The following is a 24,384-nucleotide window of genomic DNA, read 5'->3' on the forward strand; positions in this document are numbered from 1 at the left end:
ATGAGTGTATATACATTTGCACGCTCTTTAGTATACGGCTTATTAAAGCCCGTTTATCGCATGGATGTGAAAGGTAGGGAGAATGTCCCAGCAGAAGGTGGCGTCCTTTTATGTTGCAATCATATTGATAACCTAGATCCGCCAATTGTAGGGATTACAGCGCCACGAGACATTCACTTTATGGCAAAAGAAGAGTTGTTTAACGTGCCAGTTTTAGGGAAGTTATTACCACATCTGAATGCTTTTTCTGTAAAAAGAGGAATGAGTGATCGTGAAGCGTTGAGAAAAGGGTTAAAGGTTCTTAAAGAAGGGCATGTTTTAGGTTTATTTCCAGAAGGGACGAGGAGTAAAACGGGAGAAGTTGGTAAAGGTCTTGCTGGTGCAGGGTTCTTTGCTCTTCGTTCTGCTGCTGCTGTCGTACCTTGTGCCATCATTGGCCCGTATAAACCTTTTAAGAAATTAAAAGTTGTCTACGGAAAGCCTATCCCAATGGATGAAATCCGGGCAAACAAAGTCAACGCAGAAGAAACAACGGATATCATTATGAATGAAATTAAAAAATTAATCGAACAGAATCGCTAAACCTTCTTACTTGACAAAAGGTGCTATTTGTAAGAAGTTTATAAAAAGGCATTTTATATTTCAGGATCAAAGTGGTTTTACAACTCTAGTTTATTTAGTGCAATTTACACTTTGTAAGATTGCATTTTATAAGTGGAAAATGAAATTAGCCATTGGATTAAGGAGGAATACATATGTCAGAAGAAATGAATGAAATTGAAGTAGCAAATTTTGAAGTTGGCGATAAAGTAAATGGTAAAGTGACAAAAGTAGAAGAGAAGCAAGTGATTGTCGATATCGAAAATAGCAAATTAGATGGTATTATTCCAATTAGTGAACTATCAAGTCTTCATGTAGAAACAGCTAGCGATGCTGTTGCAGAAGGTGATGAACTACAATTAGAAGTGTTAAAAGTAGAAGAAGAAGCGCTCGTACTATCTAAGCGCAAAGTAGATGCTGAAAAGTCTTGGGAACAGCTAGAACAAAAATTTAATGACGGTGAAGTTTTTGATGCTGAAATCAAAGATGTTGTTAAAGGTGGATTAGTCGTAGACCTTGGAGTTCGCGGATTTGTACCAGCTTCTTTAGTTGAAGCACATTTTGTTGAAGATTTCTCAGATTATAAAGGTCAAACATTAGCTTTTAAAATTGTTGAGTTAGATAAAGATAAAAATCGTTTAATTCTTTCTCATCGTGTAGTTGTTGAAGAGGAACAAGGAAAGCAAAAGAAAGAATTACTTGGTTCGCTTGAAGCTGGAAGCGTGATTGATGGAACTGTACAACGTATTACAGATTTCGGTGCTTTTGTTGATATCGGTGGTGTTGATGGTTTAGTCCATATTTCACAACTTTCTTATGAGCATGTTGCTAAGCCTTCGGATGTTGTTACAGAAGGTCAATCTGTCAAAGTAAAAGTACTAAGTGTAGATAAGGATAATGAACGAATTTCACTATCTATTAAAGATACTTTGCCTGGTCCATGGGATGGTATTGCTGAAAAAGCCCCTAAAGGTAGTGTGTTAGAAGGCACAGTGAAAAGACTTGTATCTTATGGTGCTTTTGTAGAAGTATTCCCTGGAGTGGAAGGGCTTGTTCATATTTCTCAAATCGCACATAAACATATTGCCACACCACATGAAGTATTAAAAGAAGGTCAAGCAGTGCAAGTGAAAGTCCTTGATGTGAATGAGAACGATGAAAGACTTTCTCTAAGCATTAAAGATCTTGTTGAAAAAGAAGAAGAACCAACTGATTATGAACTGCCTGAAGAGTCTAAAGGGTTCCAATTAGGTGAAATGATTGGTGAACAGTTAAAGAAATTAAATAAATAATGGTGGTAGTATAGTGACGAGAGCAAAGAGAAAATGGGATCATATTCAATATGCGCTAACAACTGGTCAAACGAATAACGCTGGATTTGATTGTGTTTCTTTTGTACATCAAAGCTTACCTAACACATCTCTCTCAAAGATTCATTTGGGAACGAAAATAGGCGAACTACAACTCAGTTCGCCTATTTTTATCAATGCAATGACCGGTGGCGGTGGTGCAAAGACACTTGAAATTAATCGCCTGCTCGCGCGGGTGGCTAAAGAGACAGGGGTAGGGATGGCAGTAGGCTCGCAGATGGCAGCAATAAAAAATTCAGAAGAACGCTTTTCGTATGAAATTGTAAGGAAAGAAAATCCATATGGACTAATATTTGCCAATTTGGGTAGCGAAGCCACGGTAAATCAAGCCAAAGATGCTGTAGAGATGATACAAGCAGATGCATTACAAATTCATGTAAATGTCGTCCAAGAGCTAACGATGCCAGAGGGAGATCGTGATTTTTCGCATGCCCTCATGCGTATCGAGAAGATTGTAAATCACTTAGATGTACCAATTATCGTTAAAGAAGTAGGATTCGGTATGAGTCGTGAAGCAGTAGAAAAGCTAAAAGGTGTTGGCGTTAATATTGTGGATGTTGGTGGTTATGGTGGCACTAATTTCTCTAAAATTGAAAACGAACGAAGAGAGAGGGTACTGTCGTTCTTTGATGGATGGGGGATTCCGACTGCTACTTCCATTGTTGAAGCACAATCACATAGTGATATAACGATACTTGCATCTGGTGGAATTCAGACGAGTATGGATATTGCAAAAGCTATTGCGCTTGGTGCTAACGGTGTAGGTATGGCAGGGTATTTCTTGAAGATCTTAGTGGATTCTGGTTATGAAGCAGTAGTAAAAGAAGTGACTTCCCTTCATGAAGAATTAAAAATAATTATGACAGCTATAGGTGCAAGCAATCTTAACGAATTACAACTTGCCCCCCTTATTTTTAAGGGAGAAGTGCTTGAGTGGTTGCAACAGCGACAAATGGATACACATACATACAGTACAAGAATGATTCATTCAAAATAATGTTTAAAAAAAGAGGCTACTTACAAAAGTAGTCTCTTTTTTTACGTTAAAAGTCTATTGATTTTTAAACTTTATCATTAATCAAATCATAAAAAAGAAGAGCGCGACTTTGTTGACTGAATACAAAACAAAAGTCGCGCTAATACGCGAAAAGGACAAAAATACTTAAAGTAAAACAGTTAAATAAAGCGTAATCGCGTTACTAAGAGGTTTACACAATTCTTTTAAGTTATTCATTATTATTTAATTTGCGTGCATTTTCTGGACTTTGCATTGATGTTGCCCCGTCGTATTGAATACTTTGGTCACGATCTGATTCTACTCTCTTACTGCTTTTTAGTTTTTTTTCCTGACGATCTTTTCCCATATCTACACCTCCTAATTATTAAGATAAGAAATCAGACATTTTTTATTCAAATAGATTAAACTACATATTTTCTACCCATAATGGGGATAGTAGGAGGTGTATTTATTTGGAAGGTCTTTTCTTTTATTGGATTGCTTGGTCGCTTTGGATTATTGTCACATTTTTCGTAAGTAAGGCAAATACATACCGTTATTTAGCGTCATTCGCACTATTATTGCTTATTATCATTACGCCTTATCATTTTTCAATTGGAACGACAGCAATTGGTGTGAGTTTCTTTCTTCTCTACATTGCCGCTAGTTTTCTCTTTGTAAAATCGCAATGTGGTCATCCTCTCTATTTGGTTACATGTATGCTCATTGTCTCATTTGCTTACTGTGCTTTTCTCTGCTTTGAGATGTTTGATCCAATTTGGGTTGTTTTTAACCGTGACTGGATGTTAGCCGGTATGTTAGCGTGTTTAGTCATACTTCTTCATAAGCAAGCGTTAAGCCGTATTTGTATATTAATATTTGCTGCATTAAACGGGGAGGTAATATTTGCCCTTATTATTCAAAAGTATGGCTTTCCTTTCCAAATTGGATCTTTTGGCTTTCTTGATGTCCTAAGTATGGCATTTGTAGTTGTTTCTGGATGGAATATGATTGAATATTTGGCTGCTTACCTAGAAAGAAACTTAAACCCATTAGTAAAGGAGAAGCAAAATTATCATGAATGAATATATCTATCCAGTTGTTTTAGGTGTAATTGTTGGCACATTAACAAGGATTTATATGTTAAGAACAGATTATCGACAGTACCCAACCTATCTACATGGGAAGATTATTCATATTGCTTTAGGTTTTATCGCTGCTGGATTAGGCAGTGTTGCCATCCCGTCAATCATGGAGGAGGATTTTACTGCAATTACCTTCTTAACCGTTGCTGCTTCACAGTTCCGTGAGGTTAGAAATATGGAAAGAAATACGTTAACTGAGTTAGATAGTTATGAAATGGTTCCCCGAGGTAGGACTTATATAGAAGGAATTGCTATTGCCTTTGAAAGCAGGAATTATTTAGTCATGTTTACATCTCTTATTACTACATTATTTTACCTCTTATTTAATCTTTGGGTAGCAATTATCGCTGCTGCTATTGCCGTCGTGTTATCAAAAGTAATGATGAGTGGTGGTAAGTTATCAGATATCGTGGAAATCAAATATGTAAAGCCGCATTTCGACGGAGCCGGATTATATGTTGATAACATTTATATTATGAACATTGGACTTCCGGAAAGACAAGAAGAAATTTTAAAGTATGGGATGGGTTTTATTCTGGTTCCGAAAAATTTTAATGTAAATACGACCATTGCAAATTTAGGGCAAAGACAAGCGATATTACATGATGTTTCAACGGCTCTAGGGGTCGTTACGGATTCCGGTGCCCCAGCACTTGTGCCATTAGCTAAACGGGATTTAGATGATGGGCGGGTAGGGGTATTCATTCTTCCTCAAGAAAGAACAGTTGAAAAAGCAATTAAAGTAATTGGTGGTGTACCAACTCTGGAAAATGCAATAAAAATGCCAAAAGAAATGCATGTACCGAAATAAAGGGAGGGACAAATGATGGAAATCAATAAATTTGTACTTGCAGTTATTACTACAAACCCAAAGAAAGTCCCTAGTGGTGCAGCCGTGTTTCATTGTGAGGATAAAAGAGAAATGGAAGTGATTGCTACAAATTTAGAAGCTATTTTAGACGGAATCGCTCATATGCTGACTGAAGAAATGTACGTGATTGTCCGCCATTAAATAATGAATATGCAGCTTCTCCTTGTAAGGAAGGTGGCTGTTTGGTAATATATTATAGTTGAACCCTTCATTAGTTGAAGGGTTTCTTTTAAATCAAATTTGCTTACATTAAATTAATATAAGCAAGTATTTTAATGAAATTGAGGGGTGATGTTCGTGACAAAACCAGTACTGGCAATTGTCGGACGTCCAAACGTAGGAAAATCTACTATTTTTAACAGAATTGTTGGTGAACGAATTTCAATCGTTGAAGATATTCCTGGCGTTACAAGAGATCGCATTTATAGTTCTGCAGAATGGTTAACTCATGACTTTAATATTATTGATACAGGTGGCATAGATATTGGGGACGAGCCCTTTTTAGAACAAATTCGTCAACAAGCTGAAATCGCTATCGACGAGGCTGATGTGATCGTTTTCTTAGTAAACGGTCGTGAAGGTGTGACATCTGCGGATGAAGAAGTAGCGAAAATTTTGTATAAAGCAAAAAAGCCTGTTGTTCTTGGAGTCAATAAAATTGATAATCCAGAAATGAGACAAATGATTTATGACTTTTATTCCCTAGGCTTTGGTGAACCGTTTCCAATCTCAGGATCACATGGTTTAGGTTTGGGTGATTTATTAGATGAGGCAGCTAAGAGCTTCCCTAATCATGAAGAAAATCAATACGATGATGATGTCATAAAGTTCTCGCTTATAGGCCGTCCAAATGTAGGGAAATCATCTTTAGTAAATGCTATTCTAGGAGAAGATCGCGTCATTGTTTCTAATGTAGCAGGAACGACAAGAGATGCGATTGACTCACAGCTTAAGTATAATGGTGATGAGTATGTCATTATAGATACAGCGGGTATGCGGAAAAAAGGTAAAGTGTACGAAACGACTGAGAAATATAGTGTGTTACGTGCTTTAAGAGCCATAGAACGTTCTGACGTTGTTCTCATTGTACTAGATGGAGAAGAAGGTATCATTGAACAAGATAAGCGAATTGCAGGCTATGCACATGAAGCTGGTAGGGCTGTCATCATTGTTGTGAATAAATGGGATGCTGTTGAAAAAGATGAGAAAACAATGAAGAAGTTCGAACAAAATATTAGGGATCATTTCCAATTCCTTGATTACGCACCGATTGTTTTTCTATCAGCATTGACAAAGAAAAGAATTCATACATTGATTCCAATGGTGAACATTGCTAGTGAAAATCATATGATGCGCGTGGAAACAAATGTTTTAAATGATGTTATAATGGATGCAGTGGCAATGAACCCAACACCAACAGATAAGGGAAGAAGACTGCGAATATATTATGCTACCCAAGTAGCAATCAAACCGCCGACCTTCGTCGTATTTGTTAATGATCCTGAGCTTCTACACTTCTCTTATGAAAGATTTCTTGAAAACAGAATTAGAGATGCTTTTGGATTTGAAGGGACGCCAATTAAAATTATTGCAAGAGAGCGAAAATAAACTATTCACTATTAGCATAGTAAAAGCGGACAGCTGTACGATTTGATGTCTCATCATTTCATAATAGCTGTCCCTTACATAATGATGTTTCTAGCTTTATGGGACCAGCGGCTCTTTAGTATATGCCAATTAATAAAGGTAAAAAAACGACTATTCTTCCGCTGTACTAACGTTTTTCTCAGATTGGCGGTTCCTTTCCTTCTTTTAAATAGGCGAAATGAATTGAAATGAGGTGAATGCAAGATGAGTCAAAAAGAAAAAATAGCTGTTATTGGTGCCGGAAGTTGGGGTACAGCCCTTGCGATGGTGCTGGCAGATAATGACCATGAAGTGCGTTTATGGGGTCACAAGGAAAAACAAATCAAAGAAATTAATGAAAACCATACAAACGAGGCATATTTACCTGCGATTTCTTTACCAAAAAATATCGTAGGTTATACAAAGCTTGATCAAGTATTAGAAGGTATCGAAACAATCATTTTAGCTGTACCTACGAAAGCAATTAGAGAAGTTTTACAGAGCATAGCTGAAGTGAGAAAAGAACCACTGACCATCGTACATGTGAGTAAAGGGATTGAACCAGATACTTCAAAAAGAATTTCCGAAATGATTGAAGAAGTGACACCTAAAGCCCTTTTAAAAGATGTGGTTGTTCTATCAGGGCCTAGTCATGCAGAAGAAGTGAGTTTGCGTCACCCGACAACTGTAGCTGTCTCCTCTAAAAATATGAAGGCAGCTGAAAAAGTCCAAGATTTATTTATTAACCAAAACTTTAGAGTATACACTAATCCGGATATTGTTGGCGTTGAAATTGGTGGCGCATTAAAAAACATTATTGCATTAGCAGCCGGCATTTCAGATGGACTTGGTTATGGAGATAATGCTAAAGCAGCGCTAGTAACTAGAGGATTAGCAGAAATCACCAGACTAGGTGTAAAAATGGGCGCAAGTCCGCTAACTTTCTCAGGTCTAGCTGGCATAGGTGATTTAATTGTGACTTGTACAAGTACTCATTCGAGAAACTGGCGTGCAGGGAATCTTCTAGGCAAAGGCAAAAACTTAGATGAAGTATTAGAAAATATGGGTATGGTTGTTGAAGGTGTTCGAACAACAAGGGCAGCCTATCAATTAGCAGAGAAATACGATGTGCAAATGCCCATAACTTCTGTTCTATATGACATTTTATTTAATGATATCGATGCTAAAGATGGAGTTGACCGTCTAATGGCGCGTACAAAAACAAATGAAATGGAAGATATTGCGGATATTTTTATGGCGCAAAATCAAGATTAACTAATAATTTGGTGCTGTTTATAAAAATATAGGCATATGAGGAGACGGGCGGCTTATCCTTTGCATACAATGCCTTTGAAGCAAACTGGTAAAATGAACAGGGTGAATAGGGTATTTTAGTCATTTGCCGAGGATAAGGGAGCCCCTTCTTATTCCTCGGTTATTTTTTATACTTTGACTTGCTATGTTACCATTCATATAAATGGAGAATAAGAAGTCAAAGAGGGGATTCCTACAATGGATATTGAGAATGTTCAATTAGTCAAATAATTGCTTGCCTTTTACTGCAATACATAAAATTATCTGATAATGCTGTCAAAGCGAACGAACTGTATGGTATAATACAATTCGGAAAAAGGAGTGAATGAGATGTCACCTGGTTTAATGAAAATGTGGATTGCCCTTGCTTCAATGGGCTTTATGTTTATTGCTATTTTACTTATTTATTTAAGTCGGTTTAAGTTGAAAAATGGGGTATTGAAAGGGGTAACTGCTCTATTTGCCTATAGTTTTATGGTAGTAAGTGGTCTCATTATTTTTCTAGTCGTATTTAGCGGTCCCGTTTCAGAATAGAACATCGCAAGGGGTTTTCCCTGAAAATACATAATTAAAGGTTGATGTATATGAAAAAAAAGAGCTATTTAACTAGCTTATTTATACTCATAACCCTTCTTTTATCTGGATGTATGTATCCAGAAGAAGAAAGAGCAAAGAATCAAATTCCTTACGAGGATGAAATTAATCGCGTACAAACAGCCATCAAGCAATATCAAGATGAGACAGGTGGTCTATTACCTATAAAAACGACCGAAGAAGATACACCGCTTTTTCAAAAATATCCAATTGATTTTAAGAAACTTGTACCAAAGTATATGGCTGAGTATCCTAGCAATGCATTTGAATCCGGAGGCGTTTTTCAATATGTACTGATTGATGTTGAAGATGATCCGAAAGTGAAATTGTCTGATTTACGTATTGCTGATGAAATCAGAGATATTACTCTTCGAATTCGCATGGAAGGATATCCACCATATAAGGATAATATCGGTGAAAATGTATACTCATTAGATTTCTCTAAAATCGGTTATAATGAAGAACCGAAAGCTGTTAGTCCGTTTAGTGGTAACGAACTATCGTATGTGGTGACAAGCGACGGAGAAGTATTCGTTGATTATCGTACCGACTTAATGCAATTAATGGAGGCTGGGGATCTTAAAGCTGAAAACAGTGATATTCGCTTCCATTTAGTTGAAGATTCACCCTTTGTACCATCTTATTCATTACCGTATACAATAGATGAAAAAAAGAATGAACCAATATTTTTAGTGAATTAGTCATAACCCTCTCTCTACAAAATATATTGTAGAGGGAGGGTTTTTTTCTCTTTTAATACAATAATGAAAAGCAACAATTGATTGCATAAAGAAAAAGTGAGAAAGGGGATTTTTTTAAAAAGTTGGCATATTCATATCGGACAACATCATAGATATATAGTGTACAAATATAAATTATTGGATAATATTATCCCACTAACTCATGATTCAGGAGGGGATCACTTGGAAAAGGTAGATATTTTTAAAGATATTGCCGAACGAACAGGCGGTGATATCTATTTTGGAGTAGTAGGTGCAGTCCGTACTGGAAAATCGACATTTATTAAGAAATTCATGGAGCTAGCAGTCCTCCCAAATATGGACAATGAGGCTGATCGAGCACGTACCCAGGATGAGCTCCCTCAAAGTGCAGCAGGAAAAACAATTATGACTACAGAACCAAAGTTTGTGCCGAATCAAGCTGCTAATGTCCATGTAGATGAAGGCTTGGAGGTAAATATCCGTCTTGTTGATTGTGTTGGATATACAGTCCCAGGAGCAAAAGGATATGAGGATGAAAATGGTCCAAGAATGATCAATACTCCTTGGTATGAGGAGCCGATTCCATTTCACGAAGCTGCTGAAATCGGTACAAGAAAAGTCATTCAAGAACACTCTACAATTGGTGTCGTCATTACGACAGATGGTACAATTGGAGAAATTCCTCGCGCAAACTACATCGAGGCTGAAGAAAGAGTAATTGAAGAGCTGAAAGAAGTAGGAAAACCATTTATTATGGTCATCAATAGTGTGCAACCACACCATCCGGCAACGGAGGATCTTCGTTTGAAGCTATCAGAGAAATATGATATCCCTGTACTTGCTATGAGTGTAGAAGGAATGAGGGAATCTGATGTATATAGCGTGATGCGAGAAGCGTTGTACGAATTCCCTGTTTTAGAAGTAAATGTAAACTTGCCAAGTTGGGTAATGGTCCTCCACGAAGATCATTGGTTACGTGAGAGTTATCAAGAAGCCGTAAAAGAGACTGTCAAAGATATTAAGAGGTTACGAGATGTTGATCGTGTTGTACATCAGTTTAGTGATTTCGAATTTATTGATCGTGCAGGCTTAGCCGGTATAGAAATGGGTCAAGGGATCGCTGAAATTGATTTATATGCGCCTGATGATTTATATGATGAAGTATTAAAAGAAATTGTCGGTGTTGAAATACGTGGCAAAGATCATCTTCTTGAACTGATGCAAGAATTTGCCCATGCAAAATCAGAATATGATCAAATCTCAGATGCGCTTAGAATGGTGAAACAGACAGGATATGGCATCGCAGCTCCATCACTGTCTGATATGAGTTTAGATGAGCCTGAAATAACAAGGCATGGTTCAAGGTTTGGGGTTCGTTTGAAAGCTGTTGCACCGTCTATTCATATGATCAAAGTTGATGTCGAATCTGAATTTTCTCCGATTATCGGAACAGAGAAACAAAGTGAAGAATTAGTTCGTTACTTAATGCAAGACTTTGAAGATGATCCCCTTTCAATTTGGAATTCAGATATCTTTGGTCGATCGCTTAGTTCGATTGTTAGAGAAGGAATCCAAGCGAAGCTATCATTGATGCCTGAGAATGCTAGATATAAACTCAAAGAGACTTTAGAAAGAATTATAAACGAAGGCTCTGGGGGACTCATTGCCATTATTTTGTAGAAATAAAAGGCGACTTTCATTCTATCCGGATGAAAAGTTGTCTTTTTTTATGGTAAAAAAAGTATGAACGGATGAGTGGTTAAATAGAGTATTATCTAAAACGAAAGAAGCGTGGAATTTCGGTAGAAGCTTTACTTGAATTCCCTTCTAAAAAGACCATTCAAACTTTCGTCTACATAGAAACGAATAAAAATACAGTATGGTTACTTTGAATTGTTCTTTATAAAGAATTGTATTATTAAAATGAAAGAGCTTACATTTTTTATCTCTACAAATTTGTCAAGCTTTAAGCCTAGATTGACGGGTTTTCTCTCCCCTTATTACAAATTTGTTTCAAATAAGAAAAGATTGCCATCAAATCATGAAATATCCTTGATATGCTCAATTGATTATGATAATCTTTTAAGCAGAATTAACGTTGTAACGGTAAGAACCCTTATGAAATAAGGCTTTTTGCATCAAAAAAGTTGAAATTCTTCTTTTTTTGAGATATGATAAGTTTCTGCTTCAACAAAAATGCGTTACAACGTATAGAATTCAGTAATTTTGTTTACAAATGAATGTAAGGAATCTTTATTTTACTGGGTTTACGATATTTTTTTGGGAGGAGGTGAAAGTAATGAACAAAACTGAACTAATTAATGCAGTTGCAGAAGCTAGCGAGCTTTCTAAGAAAGATGCTACTAAAGCAGTTGATGCTGTTTTCGATACAGTGCTTGATGCACTTAAAAATGGTGATAAAGTACAACTAATTGGTTTTGGTAACTTTGAAGTTCGTGAACGTGCAGCACGTAAAGGCCGCAACCCACAAACTGGCGAAGAAATCGAAATCGCTGCAAGCAAAGTTCCTGCTTTCAAACCAGGAAAAGCGCTTAAAGATGCAGTAAAGTAATTAATTACATAATTAATTGCTTAAGGAAAAACCGCGAATTTTTTTCGCGGTTTTTCTTATAAATTTACGATTAATTTCAAACATTGCCTAGTCCTATACAACAGTAGTGCAATCCACAAAGGTAAAGGGGCTAAAGTCTACGGATTCTTTTACTCTTCGTTAAATGATTAAGAAGACCCCAATAACTGACTTACAATTAAAATGAATGATTCACGTTCTTCATTCTCTTTACAAAATCAATGCACATTCCACCATTTCAAGTGAATGACCATTTTATGAATGAGTTATAAAAAACTATGTTTTTTGCTACTATTTGTACTTAACATATAGATTTCTTTTCAAAACCATCATAGGAGTTTGACGGTACTTGTGTTCATTTATATAATAGTATCCTAAAAGGAAGAAAGTTTATCCTTTATTTTTTCTATAACTTTTTGTCTGTTAGGAAATAATTATGCTAGCATGTAAGATAATAGTTTATAGTTCCGTAATAGGAGGTAGCTGAATGTCAGAAGTAAATCGCGCTCAAATTGAAGAAGCTGTAAAGCTTATATTAGACGCTATTGGAGAAGACCCGAACCGAGAGGGGTTATTAGATACACCAAAAAGAGTAGCAAAAATGTATGAAGAGGTGTTTTCGGGCATACACCAGGACCCTGAAGAATATTTTGAAACCGTTTTTGGTGAAGACCATGAAGAACTTGTCCTTGTAAAAGATATTCCATTCTTTTCAATGTGTGAACATCATCTTGTCCCTTTCTTTGGGAAGGCGCATGTTGCTTATATTCCTAGAAATGGTAAGGTGACGGGATTAAGCAAGTTAGCAAGGGCTGTAGAAACTGTTGCAAGAAGACCACAACTTCAAGAGCGCATTACAGCTACAGTAGCAGATGCAATATTACATAAATTAGATCCTCATGGTGTGATGGTAGTCGTAGAGGCAGAACATATGTGTATGACGATGCGTGGTGTGAAAAAACCTGGTAGTAAAACAGTCACCTCTGCGGTTAGAGGTGTTTTTGCGGAAGATGGAAATACAAGAGCAGAAGTGTTGTCATTTATAAAAGGGTAATAGGATAGAGGTGACTCAAATGGAGAGAACAAATCCTGGCAATGAATATGTCGTCATTAAAGCAAAAGAAGATGGCGTAAATGTGATTGGTTTAACAAGAGGCTCGGACACGAGGTTTCATCATTCGGAGAAATTAGATGAGGGAGAAGTCATGATTGCTCAATTTACGGAGCATACTTCTGCTATTAAAATACGAGGGCATGCGTCCATCGTAACAGCATATGGAGAAGTAGAAAGTGAAAAGAAAGCTTAAAGGTATGATCGATTGATATGAATTTATATGCCTTTCCTTTATATTCCCCTAACAAGTCACTTTGTTTTATGATATAATTGTCACTGGCTTATCATTGAAGTCAAGCGCTCTACCATTCAAGTTAAATAAGCTTTAAAAAGGAATGGAAGCAATGATTTTATAAAAGTGAGAGGCTTTTTTTATGTCTAAGGGAGAACAATTAAGTCACTTTTTGGGCAATGTAAAAGGGAAGTGCTACTATAAATAATCTTTAGTAAATGATTGGTTCATATGTCGATCATAAGGATTGCCCGTATCGGGGGAATATATAATGAATGCAAACAAGAACGCCAAACTACAAGATATGAATACACGATTAATGAACTTAAAGGAAGTTCTTCAGAAAAAAACGCGTCAACCTTATATGTCAAAGATCATTCAACAACCATATATTGACGAAGACAAGCTTCTTTTAATCATGTTTATTGTCGATAACCTGCAAATACCGAAATCCAAAGCAGATAAATATATCATAACGACCATGCTTGTGCAAATCGCCCTTGATACACACGAAAGCGTTCAAAATGAACCTCTGCCATTAGAGCGTCTAAAGGGAAGGCAGCTCACCATTTTAGCAGGAACTTATTATAGTGGATTATACTACCAAATTTTAGCTGAAATAGATGATATTTTTATGATACGAACTTTAGCTGAAGGTATTATGGAAGTAAATGAACATAAAGTTTCTGTTTATAGCCATGCCAGAGTTACTGTAGAATCGTTAATGGAGTCTTTAAAAAAGACGGAGTCCTCTTTATTTGATCGTATTACTCACTTTTACAATAGAGATGAGCTTGGTGAATTAGCAGCAAATCTTGTTTTTATTAATAGAGTGTTACTCGAGAAAAAACAATTTTTAGCTGGTAAACCGTCCATTTTATTTGACGCTTTATCTAAATTATTTGAGACTGAGCAAAGTGTACCATTTACTTTGCATAACAATAAACAAAGTCTTATTCATATTTGTGATAAATACGTCTCCTTATCCTTTAAAGAAATTGAGCAATCCATTGATAAATGCGAACATACAGAGCTATTTAGAGAAAAACTAAAATGGATGAAAAGCCAGCAACAAGAAGCTGTTCAGTCATTTGTAGAGGAAGGTTAAATACATGGTACAATCGAAAGAAGAACGTGTGCATAAAGTATTTGAAAAAATATATGGTAATTACGATAAGATGAATTCAGTCATTAGTTTTCAACAGCACCTGCGCTGGCGGAAAGATACGATGAAACGAATGGATGTAAAGCCTGGGGCAAAAGCGCTTGATATTTGTTGTGGAACGGGCGATTGGACGATAGCATTATCAGAAGCTGTAGGTGAAAAAGGGGAAGTCATTGGTTTAGATTTTAGCAAAAATATGCTTAAGATTGGTGAAGAGAAGGTGAGCAATCACCCAATCAAGAACATAGAATTAGTCCATGGAAACGCGATGGAATTACCATACCCTGATAATAGCTTTGACTATGTAACAATTGGATTCGGCTTACGGAATGTTCCTGATTATATGCAAGTCTTAAAGGAAATGTATCGTGTAGTGAAGCCTGGTGGTATAGCTGTTTGCTTAGAAACTTCTCAACCGACAATGATTGGCTTTAAACAAGGCTACCGTTTTTATTTCCGTTTTATTATGCCAACATTTGGTAAAATCTTTGCAAAAAGCTATGAGGAATATTCATGGTTACAAGAGTCTGCTAAAGATTTTCCTGGTATAAAAGAATTAGCGGGAATGTTTAAAAAAGCAGGTTTTCGTGATGTTGAGTATAAGCCATATACTGGTGGCGTTGCGGCGGTCCATATTGGACATAAATAATAATTTGTTCTGAAATGTAATTCATCATTGACAAGTATGAATGTGCATGAAGGATTTAAAGCTGGGTGAGTATCGATATGAAATTAAAGATGATCTATTCTTTTTTGAATGCTGACATCAATATTATTGAAAAAGAATTAGAGGACACTATACAGGCTGAATCGCCTTTGCTTCATGAGGCATCCCTTTCATTATTACAGGCTGGTGGAAAAAGATTACGACCCGTATTTGTTTTACTTGGTGGTAAATTTGGCAACTATGATATTAATAACATAAAAAATGTAGCAGTTTCATTAGAACTCATCCATATGGCGTCACTTGTTCATGATGATGTAATTGATGATGCAGATTTGCGTCGCGGACAGCCGACAATTAAATCTAGGTGGGATAACCGGATTGCTATGTATACCGGTGATTATATTTTTGCGAGAGCCCTTGATGTTCTCTCTAACATTAATAAACCGATTGCGCACCAAATTTTAGCTCACACGCTTGTGGAATTATGTTTAGGTGAAATTGAACAGATTGAGGATAAATTTCAATTTAATCAAAATTTGCGAAAGTACTTACGTCGAATTAGAAGAAAAACCGCTATACTCATTGCAGCGAGCTGTCAATTAGGAGCAATCGCAGCTGATGTAGAGGATGAGTTACATAAAAAGTTATATTATATAGGTTATTATATTGGAATGAGTTATCAAATTATTGATGATGTGCTTGATTTTGTAGGGACAGAAAAAGAGCTAGGGAAACCTGCTGGTGGTGATTTGAAGCAAGGGAATATTACTTTACCTGTGTTACTTGCTATGGAAACACCTGCCATTAAAGACGATTTAGTAAAAATAACTGACCATTCAACAGAAGCAGAAATTGAGCGAGCATTAGAATTGATAAAAAATTCCGATGCGATTGATCGTAGCTTAACATTAAGTGAATTATACCTTGAAAAAGCGCTAAATTTAATTGCTGAGCTTCCACAAAACCGCGCAAAAAATTTACTGCGAGATATTGCGAAAACAATTGGTAAAAGAAAGTTTTAACCGAAACGGTCATTTTATCAATTGGAAGTTGCTAAATTGTCAAAACAATGATAATATTTTTGATGGATTATGGATGATAAATAATACATAGAGCAAGAGGAGTGTTTGAAAATGGAACAAACTTTTTTAATGGTTAAACCAGATGGTGTACAACGTAATTTAATTGGAGAAATCGTTTCTCGTTTTGAAAAGAAAGGCTTCCAACTAAAAGGCGCTAAGTTAATGAGTATTCCTACTGAGCTTGCAGAAGAGCATTATGGGGAGCATAAAGAGCGTCCTTTCTTTGGTGAATTAGTAGACTTTATTACTTCTGGACCCGTTTTTGCAATGGTTTGGGAAGGTGAAAATGTGATTGCCACAGCTCGTCAAATGATGGGTGCAACTAACCCTAAAGATTCTGTACCAGGTTCTATCCGTGGTGATTTCGCAGTAACTGTTGGTAAGAATGTTATTCATGGTTCAGACTCAAAAGAAAGTGCAGAACGTGAAATCGGTCTGTTCTTTAAAGAAGAGCAAATTGTCGAATACAAAAAGTTAATCAACGATTGGTCTAACTAATCTATTCACTCTAAAAACGTCTGGCAATTGCCAGGCGTTTTTTTGCTTAAATAATGGCTCTATTAATTTTTGTGTTTATATACAGTTGAGGAGAAGGGATTACCGCGTCCATCTGGAGTGAAAAAGAGAAAGATAGCTGAGCAAAAGGGATTAGTGTGTCCACATTTAAGAATAACTTCACCAAAAGGGATAAACGCATCCATCAAGAGTAAAAAAGAAAAAATTTGGCTGTGCAAAGTCGTTTAAGGACAATTCATTAAGCTACTCTATCAAGAGTAGAGTGAAAACGATAAACTCTCCCCTGAATTTTTGTACTTTTTATAAAGCAAATCGAATTATTTACGGCAATTCAAAAAAATTTCAACATTATTTGCACTTTTGTTTTATACTAGATAGAAAATGTAGCTTTATAAGGGAGGTGTACACCTCATGTACGAACATGAATATGAGCAATTTATTGAAAAGGTTAACCAATATACGGGCATTGATTTGGCTCAATATAAAGAAACACAAATGAAAAGGCGACTTCAAGCTTTCTATGATAAAAAGGGGTATACATCTTTTAACCAGTTATATCTTGCGATGGTTAAAGACAAAAAGCTGTTGGCTGAGTTTTTAGATCGTATGACGATTAATGTCTCTGAGTTTTACCGAAATCGAAAGAGGTGGGAAGTGTTAGAAAAAGAAATACTACCTCTATTGTTACAGAAGAAAGAGCCATTGAAGTTATGGAGTGCTGCCTGTTCAACAGGAGAGGAGCCATACACACTAGCGATGATCTTATCTAAGTATTTACCTCTTTCAAAAATCCGAATTTTTGCCACTGATATTGATGAATCTGCACTACTGAGAGCAAAAACAGGCATTTACCATGAACGATCTCTTCAGGAGATACCTGATGAAATGAAAAAGAAGTATTTTTTTCAAGAAGGAAAACAATATATTCTATCAGATGAGATTAAACAAACAGTAGTCTTCCAAAAGCAAAATTTACTTGCCGATTCTTTTTTAAAGGACTATGACTTAATTATTTGTCGAAATGTCCTTATTTATTTTACCGAAGAAGCAAAAGCAATGATTTATAGCAAATTTAGTAAAGCACTTAAAAATGGTGGTTACTTATTTGTTGGAAGTACGGAACAAATATTTAATCCCTCTCTATATGACTTGAAAAATCAGCAATCTTTCTTTTATAAAAAGACAAGCGGACTGCCGTTAATAAAATAAATAGGCTTTTCAACCTAACTAGTTACATATTTTTTATAGAAATAAAAGATTATTTTTAAATTTATACTATGTTTATAGATGTTCATATGTTATATTGATACATAATCCTTTAAAGCGTTGAAGGGGGAAAGAGTAATGAGATATTTAACTTCTGGGGAATCACATGGACCCCAATTAACAACAATTATTGAAGGCTTGCCTGCAGGGTTGCCATTACTAGAAACAGATATTAATGAGTCACTTGCAAGAAGGCAAAAAGGATATGGTCGTGGCCGTAGGATGCAAATTGAAAAAGATACTGTCCAGATTACATCCGGCGTTAGACATGGATATACATTAGGATCACCGGTTGGACTTGTCGTTGAGAACGATGATTGGAAGCATTGGACTAAGATTATGGGGCAAGCACCAATCGAACCGGAGGAATTAGAAGAAGTAAAAAGAAAAATAACAAGACCGAGACCAGGTCATGCGGATTTAAATGGTGCTGTAAAATACGGTCATAGAGATATGAGAAATGTATTAGAACGTTCATCAGCTCGAGAAACAACAGTAAGAGTAGCAGCGGGTGCAGTAGCGAAAAAGTTATTATCATCTTTAGGCATTGAAGTTGTGGGTCATGTTGTGGAGATCGGTGGAATCGTCTCAAATGTGAAAAGTTATTCTTCAATGGAAGAATTAAAAACAATAACTGAAGAGTCTCCAGTTCGTTGTTTAGACAGTGTAGCAGCAGAAGAGATGATGGCAGCGATTGACAATGCCAAGAAGAATGGTGATTCTATTGGTGGTGTCGTTGAAGTAGTTGTAGAAGGTATGCCTTCGGGAGTTGGTAGTTATGTTCATTATGATCGTAAACTAGATGCAAAACTTGCTTATGCGATGTTGAGTATAAACGCCTTTAAAGGTGTTGAATTTGGTATTGGCTTTGAAGCCGCTAAAAAGCCAGGTAGTCAAGTACATGATGAGATTGCTTGGAGTGAGGAGAAAGGTTATTATCGTAAAACCAATAATCTTGGTGGTTTTGAAGGAGGCATGACAACTGGTATGCCGATTGTTGTTAAAGGTGTAATGAAACCTATACCAACACTATATAAACCATTAGAAAGTGTAGATATTGATACGAAAGAACCTTTTAATGCTAGTATTGAACGTTCAGATAGTTGTGCAGTACCAGCGGCGGCAGTAGTGGCAGAGCATGTAATTGCTTGGGAGTTAGCAAGCGCGATTGTTGAACAATTCTATGCAGATCGCTTTGAGACGTTAAAGGATATAATTGCCGATCAAAAACGGTATGCAAAGGAGTTTTAAAGATGGTGCAGCTGCAAATTTCAACTCAACATCACTCTTATCCAGTCGTTATTGGTAGCGGCGCTATTCATGGTGTACAAGCATTCATTCAAGAAAATATGAAGGAAGTCACCAATATTGGCATCATTATTGATGAAAAGGTAGCGGATATTTATTGGAACGACTTAAAGGCAGCTTTTAATGAGCTGCCCTTCTCCGTTTACATTGCACCTAGCGGAGAAAATGCAAAGACTTTTGATGTCTATTATGACATTACCGGCTTTTTGCTTGAGAAAAAGCTCGATAGAAAATCGCTTATTATTGCTATAGGTGGAGGGGCAATTGGTGACTTGGCAGGGTTTGTTGCTTCTACGTTTATGAGAGGTATCCCTTTTATACAGATCCCAACAACCATTCTTGCCCACGATAGTGCAGTAGGTGGTAAAGTAGCCATCAATCATCCTTTAGGAAAGAATATGATTGGTGCTTTTCATCAGCCGGAAGCAGTTTTTTATGATTTAGAATTTTTGCAATCACTATCTTTGCAGGAAAAACGCTCAGGGTTCGCTGAAGTAATTAAGCATGGACTCATTCATGATGAAGTGTTTTATGCACAGATGCGTAGTGAACTCCATACGCTAGAAGAACTTTCTCCTACGTTACTTTCATCCTTTTTAACAAGAGGCATAGAAATAAAAGGAGAATTTGTCGCAGCGGATGAAAAAGAAAAAGGTGTGCGAGCATATTTAAACTTTGGTCATACATTAGGTCATGCGATTGAGGCAGAAATGGGCTACGGCGGTTGGACGCATGGTGAATCGGTCGCAGTTGGAATGATTTTTGCTCTTAAATTAAGTCAGAAAAAATTAAATCTTTCATTTAATGTAGAAGATTTCACACAATGGTTACAGATTTTAGGATATACAACCACGATTCCTGTTCATATAAGTCATGAAAATCTATTAAAAAGAATGAAACAAGATAAAAAGAGTGTTGCAGGCCAAGTAAAGTTTGTGTTGTTAACCAGAATCGGGAAACCAGTTTTAGAGGATATTTCCGATGAAATCATACTAGAAGAATTGGCAAGCTTTCATAAGGGGGGATAAAGGTGATACGTGGGGTGAGAGGTGCGGTTACTGTTGAAAAGAATGAAGAAAAAGAAATAGTGGCAGCTACCGAGCAGTTGCTACGAGAAATGATTAAGGAGAATCATATAGATGCACATTCTGTCGTAAGTGTATTTATTTCTGTAACAGATGACATCACAGAAGCCTTTCCAGCAAAGGCGCTCCGGGCAATTGAGGGATGGACATATGTGCCCGTTATGTGTATGAGAGAAATTCCTGTTCCAAAAGGTTTAACAAAATGTATTCGGGTAATGATGCATGTGAACACGGAGATTGCTCAAGAAAAAATTTCTCATATTTATTTAGGAAATGCAGTATCATTACGACCGGATTTACAACAAGAATTAAATAGATAAAGAAGAGGAGTATGAGGAAAATGAAGTGGAAGCAGCAAATATTAAATTTGACCCCTTACCAACCTGGAAAATCTATAGATGAAGTAAAAAAACAATATGGACTAAGTGAAATAACAAAACTTGCTTCTAATGAAAATCCCTTCGGTTGTTCACCAAAAGCGTCAGAGGCAATTCAGCAACCTTCTGCATTTTTTGCTTTATATCCGGACGGATATGCTGCAAATTTGCGTGAAGCCCTAGCTAGTCATCTTGGTGTGAGTCAGGATCAATTAATCTTTGGAAATGGCTCGGATGAGACAATTATGATGCTTTCTCGTGCATTATTAAGTCCTGAAACAAATACTGTTATGGCTACACCAACCTTTCCTCAATATAAACATAATGCAATCATTGAAGGAGCGGAGGTACGTGAGGTACCGCTAAAAGAAGGGCAGCATGATCTAGAGAATATGTTAGCGCAAATTGATGAGCAAACAGCAATCGTTTGGGTTTGTAGTCCGAACAACCCAACTGGCACCTATATTCCCAACGATGAACTAGTGTCGTTTATTAGTAAAGTTCCTGAAGATGTATTAGTTGTACTAGATGAAGCGTATTGTGAATATACGACAGCAGAAGATTACCATGATTCCATTAAAATTGTTGAGGCTTTTCCACATGTCATCGCTCTTCGTACTTTCTCTAAGATTTATGGACTTGCTAGCCTACGTATTGGTTACGGGATTGCTCAAGCACCACTCATTCGCGCGTTAGAGCCAGTCAGGGAACCATTCAATGCCAACCGCTTCGGTCAAGAAGTAGCTATACAGGCGTTATCTGACGATGTGTTCATTGAAAAATGTAGACAAGAGAATCGTAGTGGATTAGCGCAATTTTATCAATTTTGTGAGGAAAACGGATTAGATTACTATCCATCCCAAGGAAATTTTATTTTAATTGACTTTGCTGTGGAGGGAAATCGCGTCTTTCAATCACTATTAGAAAAGGGCTATATTGTTAGATCGGGTCAAGCATTAGGTTTTCCTACAGCTGTTCGGGTAACAGTTGGATCGAAGGAACAAAATGATGGTGTTATACAAGCGATGTCTCAATTTCTATCAGAAATCAAGACAGTATCTTAATTAGGAATTTTTTATTTCAGAGGCGAAAATCGTCTCTGAAATTGTTTTACATGAAAAAGTATTTGTAGGGTAGTGGTATTTTTCTATTTAGCAATTTAACCTCATACCTTCGTCAATCAATGAGTTTTCTAACAAGAGGTGTGTTAAAACATGAATGGACAAGTATTTGTTATTGGTCTAGGATTAATCGGTGGTTCTATTGCACTTTCAATTAAGCATACTCATCTTGAAGCCAAATGTAGCGGTTATGATGTAAATAAAGAACAGTTAAAACTCGGTAAGATGTTGGGTGTAATTGATGAGTCAGTTTCAACTATTCGTGAAGGTGCTGAGAAGGCTGACCTGATTATTATTGCTACACCAGTAAATGAGACAAAAAGAATAGTAGAAGAGCTCGCATACATGGATCTTAAAAGAGATGTAATTATAACAGATGCGGGAAGTACGAAGAAAGAAATTATATCATCTGCCAATGATTTAAAACAAAAAGGTTTTACATTCATTGGTGGTCATCCGATGGCCGGTTCACATAAGAGTGGTGTATCTGCAGCCAGACGACTTTTATTTGAGAATGCCTTCTATCTTTTAACACCTGAACCGCATATTACGGAAGAGAAAATCGATCGTTTAAAAGAGTGGCTGACTAGTACAAAGGCAAAGTTTATTACAGTGACACCACATGAGCACGATTACTTAACAGGTGTGATTAGTCATTTTCCGCATATTATTGCTGCTTCTCTCGTTCGTCGAGCCGAAGAGAGTAGTCAAACACAAAAGCTGATTCCCCGCCTTGCTGCAGGTGGATTTAGGGATATTACAAGAATTGCTTCTAGTAGCCCAGCGATGTGGCGTGATATTCTCTTGCAAAATAATGAGGTGTTGTTAGATTTATTAGAAGACTGGAAGAAAGAAATGAACTATGTCTATGAAATGCTTACTACTGCGGATAATGAAGAGATCTTTCAATATTTCCAATCTGCCAAAACCTTTCGTGATGAAATGCCACAAAAACAAAAAGGAGCCATTCCGGCCTTTTATGACCTATTTGTCGATGTCCCTGATTATCCAGGTGTCATTTCGGAAATTACTGGATATTTAGCAAAGGAAGAGATTAGTATCACAAATATTAGTATTAGAGAAACGAGAGAAGAAATAACTGGCGTGCTTGTGATTAGCTTTCAAACAGAAGAGGATCGTGATCGTGCGATAGATTGCATAAATAGACAAACATCTTTTGAACATACAATTGGCATGTAACAATGTTAAAAAAAGGGTGATTAAGTGTGAGCGTAAAGAATTTGAATTTTACACATAATGGATTATCTGGTGAGATTCATATCCCTGGTGATAAATCGATTTCTCATCGGTCGATTATGTTCGGTTCAATTGCAAAAGGGAAAACAGTCGTTAAGAATTTTTTAGCTGGTGAAGATTGCCTTAGTACAATTGCTTGTTTTAGAAAACTTGGTGTTAAAATAGAGCATGAAAATCAAACAGTTATTATTCATGGTGAAGGTATGGACGCCCTAAAAGAACCAGAAGAAGTACTTGATGTCGGTAATTCAGGAACAACCATTCGTCTCATTATGGGTATCCTTTCTGGGCGCCCTTTTCATAGTGTTTTAATCGGTGATTCGTCAATTGGTAAACGTCCTATGACAAGAGTGGTTGGACCCTTAAAGGAAATGGGTGCTAAAATAGAGGGACGTCAATCAGGTGAGTTCACTCCCTTATCTGTTACAGGTGGTGAGCTTGAATCAATCACCTACACTTTACCAGTAGCCAGTGCTCAAGTGAAATCTGCCATCATACTTGCTGGATTACAAGCAAAAGGGACAACAAAAATTATTGAACCTGAAAAAACGAGAGATCATACAGAAAGAATGATCCATGCCTTCAGTGGAAAAGTGTCAAATGATAATGGAATGATTTCAGTTGAAGGTGGTCAATCATTTAAAGCAACGAATCTTATCGTACCAGGAGATATTTCCTCAGCTGCCTTTTTCCTAGCAGCAGGAGCTATCGTACCTAATAGTAAAATCGTCCTCAAAAATGTGGGTTTAAATCCAACAAGAACAGGTATCATTGATGTACTAAAAGAAATGGGTGCAAAAATGACGATTGAGCCTTATGAGAGTAACGGTCACGAGGAGCCTGCAGGTGATATTTTTATTGAAACATCTGAACTTAAAGGTGTCACAATTGATGGAGAAATGATTCCGAGATTAATTGATGAAATACCAATTATTGCCCTACTTTCGACACAAGCTACCGGGAAAACGATTATTAAAGATGCGCAAGAATTAAAAGTAAAAGAAACGAATCGTATTGATACAGTTGTGAATGAGTTGAAAAAACTAGGTGCAAATATTGAAGCAACTGATGATGGGATGATTATTGAAGGTCAAACTTCTCTATCGGGAGGAACTGTCGAGAGCTGTGGTGATCATCGTATTGGTATGATGCTGTCCATTGCTTCATTAATTTCAGACGGGGATATAGAACTCCATCAGCCAGATGCTATCGCTGTTTCTTATCCAAGCTTCTTTGATCATATTGATCATTTATTAGTAAAGTAAATATAAATCATATCTATTCGCTTGTGGTACATGCCAATGATGACATACGGTATGCACCACAAGTTTTTCTTTTTGTGAGCGAAATGTAAAAACTAATAAT

At 36.7% G+C, this 24,384-nt stretch carries 26 protein-coding genes; 25 read left to right on the top strand and 1 reads right to left on the bottom strand.

Annotation, left to right across the window (positions count from 1 at the left end):
- From MKX29_RS17780 to fni, 3 genes are all read left to right on the top strand, one after another.
- On the top strand, nucleotides 1-582 hold the full coding sequence (locus tag MKX29_RS17780; protein WP_289434068.1) for a lysophospholipid acyltransferase family protein: 582 nt from the start codon (nucleotides 1-3) through the stop codon (nucleotides 580-582).
- Nucleotides 583-755: 173 nt separating this feature from the next.
- Nucleotides 756-1,892, top strand: a complete 1,137-nt coding sequence (gene rpsA, locus MKX29_RS17785) for a 30S ribosomal protein S1 (RefSeq protein ID WP_224937419.1) — start codon at nucleotides 756-758, stop codon at nucleotides 1,890-1,892.
- 13 nt (nucleotides 1,893-1,905) lie between these two features.
- Nucleotides 1,906-2,967 (top strand): type 2 isopentenyl-diphosphate Delta-isomerase, encoded by a 1,062-nt coding sequence (fni, locus tag MKX29_RS17790; protein ID WP_341106854.1) that lies wholly within the window; start codon nucleotides 1,906-1,908, stop codon nucleotides 2,965-2,967.
- Nucleotides 2,968-3,196: 229 nt separating this feature from the next.
- Here the strand turns inward: fni and MKX29_RS17795 are convergent, their stop codons facing one another.
- Entirely contained in the window at nucleotides 3,197-3,334 is a 138-nt protein-coding gene (locus MKX29_RS17795) for a YpzI family protein (RefSeq protein WP_224937421.1), read from the bottom strand.
- 106 nt (nucleotides 3,335-3,440) lie between these two features.
- Here MKX29_RS17795 and MKX29_RS17800 point away from each other — a divergent pair, with 106 nt between their 5' ends.
- From MKX29_RS17800 to aroA, 22 genes are all read left to right on the top strand, one after another.
- Nucleotides 3,441-4,052, top strand: a complete 612-nt coding sequence (locus MKX29_RS17800; RefSeq protein WP_341106857.1) for a YphA family membrane protein — start codon at nucleotides 3,441-3,443, stop codon at nucleotides 4,050-4,052.
- On the top strand, nucleotides 4,045-4,923 hold the full coding sequence (locus MKX29_RS17805; RefSeq protein ID WP_095372745.1) for a YIEGIA family protein: 879 nt from the start codon (nucleotides 4,045-4,047) through the stop codon (nucleotides 4,921-4,923). The genes MKX29_RS17800 and MKX29_RS17805 overlap by 8 nt, the downstream gene beginning before the upstream one ends.
- Nucleotides 4,924-4,938: 15 nt before the next feature.
- Nucleotides 4,939-5,124: a capping complex subunit for YIEGIA gene (locus MKX29_RS17810; RefSeq protein WP_224937423.1), complete on the top strand. Its 186-nt coding sequence runs from the start codon at nucleotides 4,939-4,941 to the stop codon at nucleotides 5,122-5,124.
- 156 nt (nucleotides 5,125-5,280) lie between these two features.
- Nucleotides 5,281-6,591 (top strand): ribosome biogenesis GTPase Der, encoded by a 1,311-nt coding sequence (der, locus tag MKX29_RS17815; RefSeq protein ID WP_095372747.1) that lies wholly within the window; start codon nucleotides 5,281-5,283, stop codon nucleotides 6,589-6,591.
- Between the two features lie 243 nt (nucleotides 6,592-6,834).
- Nucleotides 6,835-7,884 carry an NAD(P)H-dependent glycerol-3-phosphate dehydrogenase gene (locus MKX29_RS17820; RefSeq protein WP_251161927.1) on the top strand — a complete coding sequence of 350 codons (1,050 nt, stop codon included), beginning with the start codon at nucleotides 6,835-6,837 and terminating at the stop codon, nucleotides 7,882-7,884.
- A 369-nt stretch (nucleotides 7,885-8,253) separates the two neighbouring features.
- Nucleotides 8,254-8,457 carry a DUF2768 domain-containing protein gene (locus tag MKX29_RS17825; protein WP_095372749.1) on the top strand — a complete coding sequence of 68 codons (204 nt, stop codon included), beginning with the start codon at nucleotides 8,254-8,256 and terminating at the stop codon, nucleotides 8,455-8,457.
- A gap of 50 nt (nucleotides 8,458-8,507) precedes the next feature.
- Nucleotides 8,508-9,218, top strand: coding sequence for a hypothetical protein (locus MKX29_RS17830; RefSeq protein WP_341106859.1), 711 nt, complete (start codon nucleotides 8,508-8,510; stop codon nucleotides 9,216-9,218).
- A gap of 222 nt (nucleotides 9,219-9,440) precedes the next feature.
- Nucleotides 9,441-10,919 (top strand): stage IV sporulation protein A, encoded by a 1,479-nt coding sequence (gene spoIVA, locus MKX29_RS17835; RefSeq protein WP_095372751.1) that lies wholly within the window; start codon nucleotides 9,441-9,443, stop codon nucleotides 10,917-10,919.
- Nucleotides 10,920-11,538: 619 nt separating this feature from the next.
- Nucleotides 11,539-11,811, top strand: a complete 273-nt coding sequence (gene hbs / locus MKX29_RS17840) for a non-specific DNA-binding protein Hbs (RefSeq protein WP_066200607.1) — start codon at nucleotides 11,539-11,541, stop codon at nucleotides 11,809-11,811.
- 505 nt (nucleotides 11,812-12,316) lie between these two features.
- A complete protein-coding gene (gene folE / locus MKX29_RS17845; protein WP_224937426.1) occupies nucleotides 12,317-12,883 on the top strand; it encodes a GTP cyclohydrolase I FolE in 567 nt (188 codons plus the stop codon).
- Between the two features lie 19 nt (nucleotides 12,884-12,902).
- Nucleotides 12,903-13,136: a trp RNA-binding attenuation protein MtrB gene (mtrB, locus tag MKX29_RS17850; RefSeq protein WP_095372754.1), complete on the top strand. Its 234-nt coding sequence runs from the start codon at nucleotides 12,903-12,905 to the stop codon at nucleotides 13,134-13,136.
- A 310-nt stretch (nucleotides 13,137-13,446) separates the two neighbouring features.
- Nucleotides 13,447-14,283 (top strand): heptaprenyl diphosphate synthase component 1, encoded by an 837-nt coding sequence (locus tag MKX29_RS17855; RefSeq protein WP_341106862.1) that lies wholly within the window; start codon nucleotides 13,447-13,449, stop codon nucleotides 14,281-14,283.
- A 4-nt stretch (nucleotides 14,284-14,287) separates the two neighbouring features.
- Nucleotides 14,288-14,989, top strand: a complete 702-nt coding sequence (locus MKX29_RS17860; RefSeq protein ID WP_341106865.1) for a demethylmenaquinone methyltransferase — start codon at nucleotides 14,288-14,290, stop codon at nucleotides 14,987-14,989.
- Between the two features lie 77 nt (nucleotides 14,990-15,066).
- Nucleotides 15,067-16,029 carry a heptaprenyl diphosphate synthase component II gene (hepT, locus tag MKX29_RS17865; protein WP_224937429.1) on the top strand — a complete coding sequence of 321 codons (963 nt, stop codon included), beginning with the start codon at nucleotides 15,067-15,069 and terminating at the stop codon, nucleotides 16,027-16,029.
- 111 nt (nucleotides 16,030-16,140) lie between these two features.
- Nucleotides 16,141-16,587 (top strand): nucleoside-diphosphate kinase, encoded by a 447-nt coding sequence (ndk, locus tag MKX29_RS17870; RefSeq protein ID WP_341106868.1) that lies wholly within the window; start codon nucleotides 16,141-16,143, stop codon nucleotides 16,585-16,587.
- Between the two features lie 429 nt (nucleotides 16,588-17,016).
- Nucleotides 17,017-17,814: a CheR family methyltransferase gene (locus MKX29_RS17875; protein WP_224937430.1), complete on the top strand. Its 798-nt coding sequence runs from the start codon at nucleotides 17,017-17,019 to the stop codon at nucleotides 17,812-17,814.
- A 135-nt stretch (nucleotides 17,815-17,949) separates the two neighbouring features.
- Nucleotides 17,950-19,122, top strand: coding sequence for a chorismate synthase (gene aroC, locus MKX29_RS17880; RefSeq protein ID WP_224937431.1), 1,173 nt, complete (start codon nucleotides 17,950-17,952; stop codon nucleotides 19,120-19,122).
- Between the two features lie 2 nt (nucleotides 19,123-19,124).
- Nucleotides 19,125-20,207 (top strand): 3-dehydroquinate synthase, encoded by a 1,083-nt coding sequence (aroB, locus tag MKX29_RS17885; protein ID WP_224937432.1) that lies wholly within the window; start codon nucleotides 19,125-19,127, stop codon nucleotides 20,205-20,207.
- A 2-nt stretch (nucleotides 20,208-20,209) separates the two neighbouring features.
- Nucleotides 20,210-20,584, top strand: a complete 375-nt coding sequence (aroH, locus tag MKX29_RS17890; protein ID WP_095372762.1) for a chorismate mutase — start codon at nucleotides 20,210-20,212, stop codon at nucleotides 20,582-20,584.
- 20 nt (nucleotides 20,585-20,604) lie between these two features.
- A complete protein-coding gene (gene hisC, locus MKX29_RS17895) occupies nucleotides 20,605-21,705 on the top strand; it encodes a histidinol-phosphate transaminase (protein WP_224937433.1) in 1,101 nt (366 codons plus the stop codon).
- A 150-nt stretch (nucleotides 21,706-21,855) separates the two neighbouring features.
- A complete protein-coding gene (locus MKX29_RS17900) occupies nucleotides 21,856-22,962 on the top strand; it encodes a prephenate dehydrogenase (RefSeq protein WP_224937434.1) in 1,107 nt (368 codons plus the stop codon).
- Nucleotides 22,963-22,988: 26 nt separating this feature from the next.
- Complete coding sequence (aroA, locus tag MKX29_RS17905) at nucleotides 22,989-24,284, top strand: 3-phosphoshikimate 1-carboxyvinyltransferase (protein WP_341106872.1); 1,296 nt, start codon at nucleotides 22,989-22,991, stop codon at nucleotides 24,282-24,284.
- Nucleotides 24,285-24,384: the final 100 nt, after the last annotated feature.

This window comes from Cytobacillus sp. FSL R7-0696 (assembly GCF_038006865.1).
Classification (GTDB): domain Bacteria; phylum Bacillota; class Bacilli; order Bacillales; family Cytobacillaceae; genus Cytobacillus; species Cytobacillus kochii.

Excerpts from the sequence above, each read along its gene's own strand:
- MKX29_RS17780 (WP_289434068.1), top strand. The coding sequence starts at position 1 with ATGAGTGTATATACATTTGCACGCTCTTTAGTATACGGCTTATTAAAG.
- rpsA (WP_224937419.1), top strand. The coding sequence starts at position 756 with ATGTCAGAAGAAATGAATGAAATTGAAGTAGCAAATTTTGAAGTTGGC.
- MKX29_RS17795 (WP_224937421.1), bottom strand. The coding sequence starts at position 3,334 with ATGGGAAAAGATCGTCAGGAAAAAAAACTAAAAAGCAGTAAGAGAGTA.
- MKX29_RS17805 (WP_095372745.1), top strand. The coding sequence starts at position 4,045 with ATGAATGAATATATCTATCCAGTTGTTTTAGGTGTAATTGTTGGCACA.
- MKX29_RS17810 (WP_224937423.1), top strand. The coding sequence starts at position 4,939 with ATGGAAATCAATAAATTTGTACTTGCAGTTATTACTACAAACCCAAAG.
- MKX29_RS17820 (WP_251161927.1), top strand. The coding sequence starts at position 6,835 with ATGAGTCAAAAAGAAAAAATAGCTGTTATTGGTGCCGGAAGTTGGGGT.
- MKX29_RS17825 (WP_095372749.1), top strand. The coding sequence starts at position 8,254 with ATGTCACCTGGTTTAATGAAAATGTGGATTGCCCTTGCTTCAATGGGC.
- MKX29_RS17830 (WP_341106859.1), top strand. The coding sequence starts at position 8,508 with ATGAAAAAAAAGAGCTATTTAACTAGCTTATTTATACTCATAACCCTT.
- hbs (WP_066200607.1), top strand. The coding sequence starts at position 11,539 with ATGAACAAAACTGAACTAATTAATGCAGTTGCAGAAGCTAGCGAGCTT.
- folE (WP_224937426.1), top strand. The coding sequence starts at position 12,317 with ATGTCAGAAGTAAATCGCGCTCAAATTGAAGAAGCTGTAAAGCTTATA.
- mtrB (WP_095372754.1), top strand. The coding sequence starts at position 12,903 with ATGGAGAGAACAAATCCTGGCAATGAATATGTCGTCATTAAAGCAAAA.
- MKX29_RS17855 (WP_341106862.1), top strand. The coding sequence starts at position 13,447 with ATGAATGCAAACAAGAACGCCAAACTACAAGATATGAATACACGATTA.
- MKX29_RS17860 (WP_341106865.1), top strand. The coding sequence starts at position 14,288 with ATGGTACAATCGAAAGAAGAACGTGTGCATAAAGTATTTGAAAAAATA.
- hepT (WP_224937429.1), top strand. The coding sequence starts at position 15,067 with ATGAAATTAAAGATGATCTATTCTTTTTTGAATGCTGACATCAATATT.
- ndk (WP_341106868.1), top strand. The coding sequence starts at position 16,141 with ATGGAACAAACTTTTTTAATGGTTAAACCAGATGGTGTACAACGTAAT.
- MKX29_RS17875 (WP_224937430.1), top strand. The coding sequence starts at position 17,017 with ATGTACGAACATGAATATGAGCAATTTATTGAAAAGGTTAACCAATAT.
- aroC (WP_224937431.1), top strand. The coding sequence starts at position 17,950 with ATGAGATATTTAACTTCTGGGGAATCACATGGACCCCAATTAACAACA.
- aroB (WP_224937432.1), top strand. The coding sequence starts at position 19,125 with ATGGTGCAGCTGCAAATTTCAACTCAACATCACTCTTATCCAGTCGTT.
- hisC (WP_224937433.1), top strand. The coding sequence starts at position 20,605 with ATGAAGTGGAAGCAGCAAATATTAAATTTGACCCCTTACCAACCTGGA.
- MKX29_RS17900 (WP_224937434.1), top strand. The coding sequence starts at position 21,856 with ATGAATGGACAAGTATTTGTTATTGGTCTAGGATTAATCGGTGGTTCT.